Origin of the sequence: Cypionkella sp. (genome assembly GCF_034376685.1) — a bacterium.
GTDB lineage: Bacteria > Pseudomonadota > Alphaproteobacteria > Rhodobacterales > Rhodobacteraceae > Cypionkella.
Genome location: NZ_JAXMJJ010000038.1, coordinates 19,197 through 31,843 on the forward strand (window position 1 = coordinate 19,197; position 12,647 = coordinate 31,843).

The window sequence follows — 12,647 nt, forward strand, 5'->3', positions numbered from 1 at the left end:
GGGTAGGGTTACGGAAGATGTCGCACAAGTCCAGCCCATCGCGCGTCAGTCTGGGGCGTATGCTGCTGATGGCCTTTCTGGTCATCGCGGGCTTGCCGACTCTGACCGGGGTTCTGGGTTGGATCGAGTTGCAGAAGGTTGCGCGCAACCAAACCAATGTCATCAAGGAAACCATTCCGGCGATTTCCGAAGTGCGAGGTTTTACCGAGGAAATCAGCCGTATCGTCGTCGTCGCGCCTGAACTTGCGGCCGTCACCACGGAAGCGGCGCGGCGCGAACGTGCGGGTTATCTGTTTGCGCAGGCCGATGCGCTGAAACAGCGGGTTGCGCGCTATGAAGGCACGGGAGATGGCGTTCCATTGGGGCTTGAGCAAGCCGGAGCCGACGTGCGCAGCGGTATCGCGCGGCTTGACCGATTGGTGCAGGACCGCATCATCGCCATCGCAGCACAGGGCGCGCGGCTGCATGCGGGTCTGATCGCCACGACCGAGTTGTTGGAAATTGCCGATACGCTGGTGGCAAATGCGCAAATGGGGACCTCGGCGGTTATCTCCAGCCTGTATGATCTGGAAGGCGCGGGGCCAGACACCGATAAGCGCTTGGATACGTTGGATAAGCTGATCGAGGTCGATCTGTTCCGCCAAGGTCAGATGTCTGAAATGCGCTCGCATATCGGTGAAGTTGGGTTGTTGCTGAACCGGATTGCGACGGTGCAAAACCCAGCAGAGCTTGCGCAGGTGCAGGCAGAGTTGCAGTTCCGCATCGACATTGTGACGCGCCGTATTCTGTCAGTGAATGATCCGATCCGGGCCGAGCGCGCCTTGGCGCTGTTGCAGATGATCCGACCCAGCGCGGCACCGCCACCGGATGCGGCTGACATGTTCAGTTTGACCAAAGGCATTCTTGATCTCAATCGCCTGATCGCGGGGGCGCAAAGCGACGTGCGCGCGGCGGCGGTGCGGCTGGAGCGCGAGGCGCAGGCGCTTGCCGATCAGATCACAGGGCGGGCAGTTTTGGCGGGGGTGGAAGCCAGTGCGGCGATCCGCACCACGCAGCAGCTTTACGTCTGGGGCTCGGTTGCGGCTTTGTTGATTTCCATGGCGGTCGTCTGGATCTATGTGCGCGGCAACATCACCCGGCGTCTGGATGCGCTGTCGGCCACGATGACGCGGCTTGCCGATGGCGAAGCGGTCGGGCGCATCACCCCGCAAGGCACCGATGAGATCGCGGAAATGGAAGCCGCGGTCGAGGTGTTCCGCCTGCAAGGCATTGAGAACCATGCGCTGGAAGCTGAGCGCGATCAGAACCTGGCCGAGCTGCGCCGCCACCGGCTTGAGTTGCAGCTTTTGGTGGCCGAGCAGACCAAGCAGTTGCGCGGCGAGGTCAGCGCCCATGCCGAGGCGCGTAACCGGGCCGAGGCGGCGGATCGCGCTAAATCAGAATTCCTTGCCATGATGAGCCATGAGATCCGCACCCCGATGAATGGTGTGTTGGGCATGTTGCGCAGTCTGGGGCGCGATGGGTTATCGCTGCGCCAACAGCGCCAGTTGCGCGCGGCCCATGCCTCGGGCGAGGGGTTGATGGTGATTTTGAACGATATTCTGGATTACTCCAAGATTGAAGCCGGGGCTGCGTCTTTGGCGGAAGTGACCTTCGCGCCAGCTGATTTGTTGCGCGATATTGTCGGGTTGATGGGCCCGAGCGCACAGGAAAAAGGCCTGATGCTACGGCTGGATGTGCCCGCCGCTTTGCCCGCCGCAGTGGTGGGCGATATGGGAAAACTGCGGCAGATCCTGTTCAATCTGGTCTCCAACGCGGTGAAATTTACCGAGCAGGGCGAAGTTGGCTTAAGCGTTACGTCGCGGGACGATGGGGGCGGCTTTGTCTTGATCTTTGCCGTCAGCGATACCGGGAAAGGCATTGCCGAAGCCTCGCAAGAGCGGATTTTTGGCGTGTTCGAACAAGAGGATGCGCAGACCGCGCGGCATTATGGCGGCACCGGATTGGGGCTTGCGATTTGTCGGCGGTTTGCCGATGCGATGGGGGCGACACTGACCGTGCAAAGTGCGCCCGGTGCCGGGACGGTGTTCACTCTGGAGGCCCGGTTCCGCCCAGGTCAAGCCGCAGACCTGCCCGCTGATGTCGTGGATGTGCCGGTTCAGTCCGATGGTCGGAAATTGCAAGCTTTGGTGGTAGAGGATAACGATATCAATCAAATGGTTATTCAGACCTATCTGGAGGATATGGGGCATCAGGTGCAGGTGGCTGGAACGGCTGAGGCGGCATTGTCGGTGCTGCAGGATGCCAAGTTTGACGTGATCCTGATGGATGTGAACCTGCCGGGTCTGTCTGGCACCGAGGCGACGCGGATGATCCGGGCGATGGCGGATCAACGGATTGCGGGCCTGCCGATCATCGGAGTTTCGGCGCATGTGCAGGAAGCGGATCGGCTGGAAAATCTGCAGGCAGGTATGTCAGCGGTTTTGCCGAAACCACTGTCGTTCGAGGCGCTCTCTGTCGCGCTGCTTGAAGTGGTTCCACATCGGCATGTTCTGTTCGATCTGGCCTCCGATATGGGGGCGGAGCGTGCTTGCGGGCTGGCGCGGATGTTTCTGGACAGATTGCCGAAAGGACTGCTGGCTATCAACGCCGCCGCAGGGCCCGGCGATTGGATGGCATTGGCGCAGGCGGCGCATCACCTGAAAGGCGCGGTGGGTAATTTTGCTCTGCCGACTTTGGTCGCGCATCTGGATCAGATGGAGGCCTTGGCTGAACTTGGCGCGTCATCACAACTGGAGATTTGCATCCAGCAAATGCCAATACTCGCCGAGGAAAGTCGTTTGGCTATCGAGACGGCTTTGGCTATTCTTGATCCCAGCCTTAATCAAGCTGCGCAGTGAACACATAGCCTTCGCCGTGTGACGTGGTGAATATCCGAGGGGCTTTGGGGTCATCGCCGAATTTCGCCCGCAACCGTTGCACCAAGACGTCGATGGTACGGGTGTTGGTGCCATCTTGCCGGTGGGTGATCGCCATGATCAGCCGATCCCGGTCCATAACCGCCCCCGGATTGGTCACGAAAACCCGCAGCAATTCGTATTCCGCCCGCGTCAGCACAATCGCCTGACCCGTGGCATCCGTCACCTGCCGGGAGGCCACATCAAAGCTGAAGCCGTTGAAATGAAATACCCGCCGAGTCATCGCCCGCATCGCCGTGGTACGCCGCAACAGGTTTTTCACCCGTGCGAGCAACTCGCGCCGATTGAACGGTTTGCAGACATAATCATCCGCGCCAAGCTCCAGACCGACGATGCGATCCACATCATCGGTGCGGCCTGACAACAAGATGATGCCGATTTCCGAGCGCGCGCGCAGTTCGCGGGTAATCTCCAGCCCGTCTTTGCCTTGCAAATTGATGTCAGCAATCAGTAGATCAGCGGTGTTTTGTGCAAGGATTTTCTCAGCCTTCTCCGCCGTGTCACATTCCGAGACGCGGTAGCCGAACGAGCCCAGATAGCTCGCCAAAGTGCTGCGAGTCACCGGCTCGTCTTCGACAATGACAATATGCGCTGGTTTGGACGCCATCGGCCCTTCCGTCTGGTGTGTTTCCCCCTGTTAACAATTTTTTACAAACAATGCGAGTCCGTTCATCGCGGGGGTCTGACGCATTCACAACCCATCCCTAGCCTTGAGTCGCAGGGAAGGCCGTAAATTTCCCGCGAAACACTGCGCACAGGCGCGGATATCCAACAGGGATGCACCATGAAATCTATGAAAACACTGCTGGCCGGGGCGACTGCACTGGCTTTGCTGGCCCCCGCCGTCTGGGCGCAGGATTCGACCGATCCGATCATGATCCCGCTGCACAATTGGTCCAGCCAGATCGTGATGAGCCATGTCGTCGGTGATGTCTTCACCTCGATGGGCAACAGCGTGGAATATGTCACGACCGACAGTCAGGCGGTCTACGAATCCATTCGTTTGGGCGACGCGTCGCTGGAAGTGGAAGTCTGGGAAGGCGCGTTTGGCGCGTCGTTTGACGCCGCCGTGGCCAAAGGTGGCATTCACGCCGCAGGTGCCCATAACGCCATCACGCGCGAGGATTGGTGGTATCCTGCTTGGACGAAAGAAGCCTGCCCCGGTCTGCCGGACTGGAAAGCGTTGAACGATTGCGCGGCTTTGTTCAAAACCCCGGAAACCGGCGAGAAAGGCCGCTTTTTGGGCGGTCCGGTGGATTGGTTGAAGCATGATCAGGAAAAGGTTGACGCCTTGGGGATGAACTTCGCCGTGGTCAATGCAGGCTCTGCCGCCGCGATCTGGGCCGAGATTGGTGCCGCCGAAAAGACCAAGACGCCGATCGTGGTGTTCAACTGGACGCCAAATTTTGCCGAAGCGGTCTGGCCGGGGGAATTTGTGAATTTCCCTGAATGGGTGCCGGGTTGCAACGAAGACCCCTCGGTCGGGCCTTTCCCTGACAAAACCTATGACTGCGGCAACCCGGCCAACGGCTATCTGAAAATTGCCGCTTGGGATGGCATGAAAGACAAATGGCCAGCCGCCTATGCCACGCTGACCAAAGTCAGCCTGACCAACCCGCAGATCGCCGAGATGGCCAAATTGGTCGATATCGACGGGATGGAGCCGGAAGACGCCGCAAAGGCGTGGATGGATGCCAACCCGGACGTTTGGAAAGCGTGGCTGAACTAAGCCGTACAGCCGCAGTCTTTGGCCCATCCAGCGCGTTGCCGGGTGGGCCGACCCTTTGCCTAAGATCGAGGTTCCCGCATGACGGAAAGCGTTATCACCTGCCGCAATGTCTACAAGATTTTCGGGTCGAACCCGGCGCAGCATCTAGCGCAGCTGAAGGCCGATCCCGGTCTGTCGCAGGCAGGCTATGTCCATGCGGTGCGCGATTTTAATCTGGAGATCCGGCGTGGGGAAATGCTGGTTGTCATGGGGCTGTCGGGTTCCGGCAAATCGACGCTGGTGCGCTGTCTGTCGCGGCTGATCGAGATCACCGGTGGTTCGGTTACGGTGGAAGGCCGCGATATCGCGACCCTGTCTGAACCCGAACTGATCGACCTGCGTCGTCGCAAGATGGGTATGGTGTTTCAAAGCTTTGGCCTGCTGCCACATCGCTCGGTTCTGGAAAACGTCGCCTTCCCGTTGGAAATGCGCGGGCAGGATCGCAGTACCCGCTACGCCCGTGCCCGCGAAATGCTGGAACTGGTTGGCCTGAAAGGCCGTGAGGATTACTTCCCGCGCGAGCTTTCCGGCGGCCAGCAGCAGCGCGTTGGCATCGCGCGATCCTTGGCGGTCGAGCCCGACATCTGGTTTCTCGACGAGCCTTTTTCGGCACTCGACCCATTGATCCGCCGCGAGATGCAGGATGAATTTCTGCGGCTGAAGGCGATGATGAACAAGACGATCATCTTCATCACCCACGATTTCGACGAAGCTCTGCGTCTGGCTGACCGGATCGCGATCATGAAAGATGGTCGGGTTGAACAATGCGACACCCCCGACCAGATCGTGCTGCATCCGGCCACGGAATATGTGGCGAAGTTCACCTCCGAAATTGACCGCGCCCGTGTGGTGCATATCGGCAGTCTTGCAAGGCCACTGACCTCTCCCACCTTAGGTGAACCCATTGCCGCGCATCGCACCATCCGTGATCTGGCACGGCAACTGATCTCGGACCCGCGCATAGAAATTCCGGTAGTCAACGCAAAGGGCGCAGTGATCGGGTCGGTGTTGCGGCAAAAGGCGCTCGATGTGCTGCTTGGGGATGCACAGTGATCGGGCGGTCTGCGCGCTTTGCCAGCACCGCCAAACTTCTGCTGGCGCTGGCAGTGGCATTGATGCTTGGCAAGGCGATACTGCCGCAGGGTATGATCCGCCCGCCGGAATGGCTGGTGCTGCCCTTCGCTGATTGGATCAACGCGGCCTTTGCTTTCCTGCAAAACGATCTGGGCTTGATGGCGGTGACGCGGGCGTTTTCCGATGTGGTGGAATGGTTGCTGAACGTCACCGCCAACCTGCTTTACGGCAAAAGCCGTTGGCCCAACCTTGGACCGATCCCGTGGAGCGTCATTGCCGTCACCGCCTTCATGGCAGGCTATGCGCTGAAAGGCTGGCGTCTGGGGCTGATCAGCGGCGGTACCTTTGTCTGGATCGCGCTGATGGGGCAATGGAAATGGGCGATGGAGACCTTATCGGTCATTGTCGTCGCCGCGCCGTTTTCGGTCACACTCGGTCTTGTGCTGGGCGTGTTGGCCTGGCGGTCGCCGCGGTTTGAGCGGGTGCTGAACCCGATACTCAGCATCGCGCAATCCCTGCCGCATTTTGCCTATATGATCCCGGTCGTGGTGTTCATCGGGGTGGGGCCGAAAGCCGGCGCGATTGTCACCATTATTTTCTCGGTGCCGCCAATGATCCGCATGACCTTGCTGGGATTGAAGAAAGTGCCGGAAGAGGTGATCGAGGCGGGCAAGATGTCAGGCGCGACCCGTTGGCAGTTGCTAACCCGCGCGCGTATCCCCACCGCTCGGTCCGAGATTCTGATCGGGGTCAACCAGGTTATCATGCAATGCCTGGCAATGGTGGTGCTGGCCAGTTTCATCGGGATGCCGGGCTTAGGGCAGAAGCTGCTGCAACTGCTGCAATCGCTGAAAATCGGCCTGTCGGTCGAGATTGGCGTGACCATTGTTTTGCTGGCGGTCACGCTGGACAGGTTGACCAAGGCTTGGGCGCTGCGTCTGCCTGTGCACGAGGAAGCAAGCCCGTTCTGGATCACGCGCAACCGGCTGTTGGTGATCTGGCTGGCGCTTTGCGCCGTAGGCTTTGTGCTGGCGCATTTCTTTCCGTATTTTCTCGAGGTCGAGCGCAAGCAGGCTCTGTCTGTAGCAGGCCCTATAGACGCGCTGATGGATCAGGTGATCCGCCTGATCACCCCTGTCACGCTCTGGCTGCGGTGGTTCTTGATCACTTGGGTGTTGATCCCGATGCGGGATGCCTACCTTTGGCTGCCCTTCACCGCCGTGCTTTTGCTGTTGGCGGCCTTAGGCTGGGCCATCGGAGGGCTGCGATCGGCGCTGATCTGCGTCGCCTATTTTGGCCTGATTGCCGCATCCGGCTGGTGGGACCGAGCGATGATCACGGTTTACATGGTCTGCATTTCCGTGGCGATAGCAGCCAGTTTTGCCATTCCCTTGGCGATTTGGGGCGCGCGCAATTCCACGCGTGCGGCCCGGATGCTCTTGGCCTGTGACACCGCTCAGACCTTCCCCAGCTTCATCTATCTGATCCCCGTCATCATGCTGTTCGGCGTCAATGATGTGGCGGTGGTCGCCGCTGTGGTGGTCTTCGCCGCCGTACCGCTGGTGCGCTACACCATCGAGGGCTTGCGCAACGTGCCGCCGGAAATGATTGAGGCGGCCGATATGAGTGGAGCTACGTGGGGCCAAGTGCTGTGGCATGTGCGCCTGCCAATGGCATTGCCAACCATGCTGGTCGGTGCCAACCAATCGGTGATGTTCTCGCTGTTCATGGTGATCATCGCGGCCTTCATCGGCACGCAAGATCTGGGGCAAGAAATGCAGCGCGCTCTATCCTCGACCGATGTGGGCAAAGGATTGGTGCTGGGTTTCGCCGTCGCCTTCATGGGGCTGATGACGGATCATCTGATCACCCGCTGGTCAGAGGCCCGCAAACGCGCACTGGGAATTTGAAAGAGGACAGTGACGCATATTGCACCGAGTCACGCCATCAAAAAGCACCTTACATGGCACACCCAGACCATGCTGAACAAATTCTGTGGCACAGAAAATCAATCTAAAGGTCAAAATGCCTTCGTCAGATGGGTGGAGCAATATTCGAGAGTATCCACATCACAGGAGAGGTATCGTCCCACCATCAGTACGGTCGGGTTGCCTTGTGCGGACCACTTCACGCACCGTTTTCACTTGCGCAGTGCTTGGCACCACGCCCCCCCAAAACATGCGACGCGAGGCAGCCAGTCGGCCCCTCGCGTCTTGCAGGATATTCTGGTCAGTGTTGCGGTTCAGTCCGCGCTCGCCTCGCCCAACTGCAGGCCCGCCGGAGCGTGCAGATCCTGCACCGCAGCCCGTTCGGGCAATGCATCGCCCCGCAGCGCAGCGTCCAGCTTGCTGCGATCCAGCGCGTTCTCCCAGCGGCTGACCACCACCGTTGCCACGGCATTGCCGATGAAGTTGCTGATCGAGCGGCATTCTGACATGAAACGGTCGACCCCAAGGATGATCGCCATCCCCGCCACCGGCACCGAAGGCACCACCGACAGCGTCGCAGCCAGCGTGATAAAGCCCGCCCCGGTCACCCCGGCAGCGCCTTTTGACGACAGCATCGCCACGGCCAGCAGCGTGATCTGATCGCCCAGCGACAGATCAATGTTGGTTGCCTGTGCGATGAACAGCGCCGCCAGCGTCATGTAGATATTGGTGCCGTCGAGGTTGAAGGAATAGCCGGTCGGCACCACCAATCCCACCACCGGGCGCGCGCAGCCCGCCCGCTCCATCTTTTCCATCAACGCAGGCAGCGCCGATTCAGACGATGATGTGCCCAAGACCAGCAGGATTTCAGTTTTGAGATAAGCCATCAGACGGAAGATCGAGAAGCCGTTCAGCGCGCAAACCGAGCCGAGAACCACGACGATGAACAAAGCCGAGGTCAGGTAAAACGTGCCCACCAAAGCCGCCAGGTTCACGATCGACCCGATGCCATATTTACCGATGGTGAAGGCGAAAGCGCCAAAAGCTCCAATCGGCGCGGCTTTCATCAGGAGATCCACCACGCGGAACACCACGCTGCTGACGGCCTCAAAGATTTCGACCACAGGCCGGGCTTTTTCACCGATCAAGATCAGGCCAAGCCCGAACAGAATGGCGACAAACAGCACTTGCAGGATGTTGCCGTCGACAAAAGCCGAAACCATCGTGTCCGGGATGATGCTCAGCACAAAGCCCGTCACGGTGCTCTCGTGTGCCTTCTCGCTGTAGCCCTGCACCGCAGAGGCATCCAGAGTGGAGGGATCAATGTTCATCCCCGCGCCCGGTTGCACCACATTGGCGACGATCAAACCAACCACCAAAGCCAGCGTTGAGAACACAAAGAAATAACCAAAGGCTTTGGCTGCAACCGATCCGACACCGCGCAGGCTGGTCATGCCCGCAAGCCCGGTCACAATGGTCAGAAAGATCACCGGGGCGATGATCATCTTCACCAGCTTGATGAAGCCATCGCCAAGCGGCTTCAGAGACTCGCCAAAGCTTGGCCAGAAATGCCCGATCAACGCGCCCAGAATAATGGCGAAGATGACCTGGAAATAAAGGTGACGATAGAACGGACGCGGCGCTTGTGCCACGGAAGCGGCAGTGTTGATCTGCATTGTGGTCTCCTCCCAACATGCGGATGACGAATCTGTGACGCTATGATTACAATCCATTCAACAGATGCGCAGAAATGAGGCGCATAACGGCAATGCATTGAAGTCATAGGTTTTTCGTATTGGTGGCAGTGCAATTTTGTGCGCTTTTCCACACATGATTTTTCGGATAGTGTGGAAAGTGAAACAATGGGCTTTGCGATGATCCTTGGTCTCAATCGCTTGATGATACGCGGCGTGCTTGCCGCCACCGCAGTCGGCGTGCTGGCGCTTGCGTTCTACCTTGCCCATGCCGCAGCGCTGTCACGGCTTGGCGAACAGGCCACGGCGGCGGCGGACTCGCGGGTGCAGGCGTTGGAAAGCGTGCTGGCCACGCAGCGCGCCGTAGCGGCAATCCTGTCGGATGACGGGATGGTGAAAGACGCGCTGTTGCGCGGATCAAGCGGCGCGCAACAGCTGGTTTCCCGAAAACTGGACCAGTTGCGCGAAGAGACCGGCAGCAATGTGATCTATCTGCTGGATACAGAAGGTGTGGCGATTGCCGCGTCAAACTGGGACGAGCCGGTGTCTTTCGTCGGCAGCAGCTACAGCTTCCGGCGCTACTTCACCGATGCGATGGCCAACGGCACCGCGCTGGAGTTCGCGCTTGGCACGGTCAGCAATCGCCCCGGTCTGTATTTGTCACATGAGGTTTCAGAGGGAGGGGCCGTTGCCGGCATTGTGGTCGTCAAGATGGAGTTTGACGTGCTGGAGGCCAGCTGGGCCCGCAGCCCTGATCAGACCCGCGTCAGCGACGACAAAGGCATCATCTTGCTATCTTCTGCCAGCGATGAGCGGTTCAAGCCGATGCCGCGCTTGCAAGACAAGTTGAATATGACCAGCCCGGTGCCCGGTGCGCCCGATTGGACGCTGACCTTCAGCACCTCGACGGCTCCGGCGCGGCAGGCCGGGGCATTGGCTGCAGGCGCGGCGCTTGGGTTGCAGATCATCCTCGGCGCATTGATCTGGCGATCAGGGCGGGCGCGGCGTCGGGCAGAGAATGCCACTCTGGCCGCGCGGCGCTACACCGCCGATCTGCAACGCGCGGTCGAGGACCGCACCCGCGATCTCACCGCCGAAATGGCCGAGCGCCGCACCGCCGAGACGCGTCTGGCCCGGATGCAGGCGGATCTTGTGCAGGCCAACAAGCTGGCGACTTTGGGACAAGTGACAGCGGGCTTGGCGCATGAGGTCAATCAGCCGCTGGCCACGATCCGCTTGTTGGCCGAAAACGCGCTGGCATTGCAGAAAACCGCCCCGATTGAGGTGGCTGAAAACCTTGGCAAGATCGTGCGCATGTCTGAACGTATCGGCCAGATCACCACCCATCTGCGCGGCTTTTCCCGCAAAGCAACCGGACAGGTGGGATCCGTCAGCGTCAAAGAGGCCATTGACGCTTCGGTCATGCTGACCGCCTCGCGCCGTCGGGTTGAAGGTGCGCGACTGGTGATCGAAGGTGCCGACCCCGAGCTGATGGTGCGGGCCGAGGCGGTGCGGTTGGAGCAGGTTCTGGTGAACCTGATCCAGAACGCGCAAGAGGCTTTGGCGGGGCGGCCTGATCCCGAAATCCGCATCACTGTCACCGTCGACGCCACCCATGTGATGATCAGCGTGGCAGATAACGGCCCCGGCCTGCGCCCTGATATCGCAGCACAGCTGTTCACACCCTTTGCCACCAGCAAGCCCGATGGTCTGGGCCTTGGCCTGGTGATTGCACAGGACATCATCCGTGACTTGGGCAACGAGCTGACCGCCGACCCGCCGCTGCCCGGCCAAGGTGCTACCTTTCGCATGAGGCTGACACGCGCATGACTGCCCTGCCACTGGTCCGCCTTGTCGATGATGACACCGATCTGCTGGAAGCGCAGACCCAGTCCCTGCGTATCGCCGGGTTTCTGCCCGAGGCTTTCAGCTCGGCCACCGCTGCCTTGCAGAGCCTTGATGCCGATTATCCCGGCGTGATCCTGTCGGATGTGCGGATGCCCGGTATGGACGGATTTGAGCTCTTCCGCCGCATTCGCGCCATAGACCCCGAACTGCCGGTGATCCTGCTGACCGGGCATGGTGATGTGGCGATGGCGGTCGCGGCGATCCGCGATGGGGCTTGGGATTTTCTGACCAAGCCGGTGGGCCTTGATGCGCTGACCGCCGCGCTGCGCCGCGCCGTGCAAGCCCGCGCCCTGGTGCTGGAAAACCGCCAACTGCGGGCCTTGCGCGGGGTTCCGGTGGCGGCGGGGCAACTATTAGGCGACAGCACGGCGATGGTGCATCTGCGCGATACCGTGGCGCGGTTAGCTGAGGCGGGAGTTGATGCGTTGATCACTGGGCCTTCAGGAGCTGGCAAAACCCTGCTCGCCCGCGCGATCCACCGCGAGGGGCCGCGCCATGCCCGCGCCTTTGTGCATGTCGCCTGCGATGCCTTGGATGCGGTGCGGTTCGATCTCGATTTCATCGGGGCCGAGGCGGGCCAACCCGGCGCGCCGCGTCATACCCGGCTGGTGGGTCGGCTGGAGAAGGCGCATCGCGGCACATTGTTTCTGGACCGGATTGATCGGCTGAGCCTGCCCCAACAAGCCCGTATCCTGCATGTGATTGAGGCGCGTGAGGTTTGGGCGGCGGGGGCCTCTGCCGCGCGGGCGGTGGATTTGCATGTGCTGGCGGCCACGCAGGCGGATCTGGGCGCGATGGTGGCGCGGGGGGAGTTTCTGCCGGACCTCTATTATCGGCTGTCCGGCGTGACCCTGCATGTGCCCGCATTGAAGGATCGGCGCGGGGATATTCCGATCTTGTTCCGGCATTTTTTGCTCGCAGCTTGCGGGCGGTTGAACCTGCCGGTGCCACAGATCACGCCGCTGACGCAGGCGAGGTTGGCGACGCATGATTGGCCGGGGAATGCGCGGGAATTGATGCAGTTTGCGGAGTCTTTGGCTTTGGGGTTGCCTGCGTTTGGGGGGGAGGGTGCGGGGGAGGACGTGGTGGGGTTGTCCGAGATGATGGCGGCTTATGAGGCGGGGGTGATCCGGGAGGCTTTGTTGATTTGTGGGGGCAATGTCAGCCGGGCGATGGAGAGGTTGAGGCTGCCGAGAAAGACGTTTTATGACAAGGTGAACCGATTGGGGATCAGGCCTGAGGGGTTTCGGGGCCGGGGGAAATAGGCGTGTCCACGCGTGGACAAAAATAATTGTAT

General features: G+C 60.3%; 8 protein-coding genes. 6 read left to right on the forward strand and 2 right to left on the reverse strand.

The window, feature by feature from the left end:
- Positions 1–17 precede the first annotated feature (17 nt).
- Positions 18–2,900 (forward strand): sensor histidine kinase, encoded by a 2,883-nt coding sequence (locus tag U1A24_RS09045; RefSeq protein WP_322321653.1) that lies wholly within the window; start codon positions 18–20, stop codon positions 2,898–2,900.
- On the opposite strand, the gene U1A24_RS09050 is transcribed toward U1A24_RS09045, so the two are convergent.
- Positions 2,881–3,585 (reverse strand): response regulator, encoded by a 705-nt coding sequence (locus tag U1A24_RS09050; RefSeq protein WP_322321654.1) that lies wholly within the window; start codon positions 3,583–3,585, stop codon positions 2,881–2,883. The two genes, U1A24_RS09045 and U1A24_RS09050, sit on opposite strands and share 20 nt — an antisense overlap.
- 177 nt (positions 3,586–3,762) lie before the next feature.
- Between U1A24_RS09050 and U1A24_RS09055 the strand changes: the two genes are divergently transcribed.
- From U1A24_RS09055 to U1A24_RS09065, 3 genes are all read left to right on the forward strand, one after another.
- The gene (locus U1A24_RS09055) at positions 3,763–4,707 is read left to right on the forward strand and encodes an ABC transporter substrate-binding protein (RefSeq protein WP_322321655.1); all 945 of its coding nucleotides are present in this window, start codon (positions 3,763–3,765) and stop codon (positions 4,705–4,707) included.
- 78 nt (positions 4,708–4,785) lie between these two features.
- On the forward strand, positions 4,786–5,799 hold the full coding sequence (locus tag U1A24_RS09060) for a betaine/proline/choline family ABC transporter ATP-binding protein (RefSeq protein ID WP_322321656.1): 1,014 nt from the start codon (positions 4,786–4,788) through the stop codon (positions 5,797–5,799).
- Positions 5,796–7,730, forward strand: coding sequence for an ABC transporter permease (locus U1A24_RS09065; protein WP_322321657.1), 1,935 nt, complete (start codon positions 5,796–5,798; stop codon positions 7,728–7,730). Before U1A24_RS09060 ends, U1A24_RS09065 begins: the two co-directional genes overlap by 4 nt.
- Before the next feature lie 332 nt (positions 7,731–8,062).
- On the opposite strand, the gene U1A24_RS09070 is transcribed toward U1A24_RS09065, so the two are convergent.
- Positions 8,063–9,424: a dicarboxylate/amino acid:cation symporter gene (locus tag U1A24_RS09070; RefSeq protein WP_322321658.1), complete on the reverse strand. Its 1,362-nt coding sequence runs from the start codon at positions 9,422–9,424 to the stop codon at positions 8,063–8,065.
- A 222-nt stretch (positions 9,425–9,646) separates the two neighbouring features.
- On the opposite strand from U1A24_RS09070, the gene U1A24_RS09075 reads away from it, so the two are divergent.
- On the forward strand, positions 9,647–11,272 hold the full coding sequence (locus U1A24_RS09075) for a sensor histidine kinase (protein WP_322321659.1): 1,626 nt from the start codon (positions 9,647–9,649) through the stop codon (positions 11,270–11,272).
- Entirely contained in the window at positions 11,269–12,615 is a 1,347-nt protein-coding gene (locus U1A24_RS09080) for a sigma-54 dependent transcriptional regulator (protein ID WP_322321660.1), read from the forward strand. The genes U1A24_RS09075 and U1A24_RS09080 overlap by 4 nt, the downstream gene beginning before the upstream one ends.
- Positions 12,616–12,647: the final 32 nt, after the last annotated feature.

Bases quoted from the DNA above. Each gene is read 5' to 3' on its own strand.
- U1A24_RS09045 (WP_322321653.1), top strand. From the start codon at position 18: ATGTCGCACAAGTCCAGCCCATCGCGCGTCAGTCTGGGGCGTATGCTG.
- U1A24_RS09050 (WP_322321654.1), bottom strand. From the start codon at position 3,585: ATGGCGTCCAAACCAGCGCATATTGTCATTGTCGAAGACGAGCCGGTG.
- U1A24_RS09055 (WP_322321655.1), top strand. From the start codon at position 3,763: ATGAAATCTATGAAAACACTGCTGGCCGGGGCGACTGCACTGGCTTTG.
- U1A24_RS09060 (WP_322321656.1), top strand. From the start codon at position 4,786: ATGACGGAAAGCGTTATCACCTGCCGCAATGTCTACAAGATTTTCGGG.
- U1A24_RS09070 (WP_322321658.1), bottom strand. From the start codon at position 9,424: ATGCAGATCAACACTGCCGCTTCCGTGGCACAAGCGCCGCGTCCGTTC.
- U1A24_RS09075 (WP_322321659.1), top strand. From the start codon at position 9,647: ATGATACGCGGCGTGCTTGCCGCCACCGCAGTCGGCGTGCTGGCGCTT.
- U1A24_RS09080 (WP_322321660.1), top strand. From the start codon at position 11,269: ATGACTGCCCTGCCACTGGTCCGCCTTGTCGATGATGACACCGATCTG.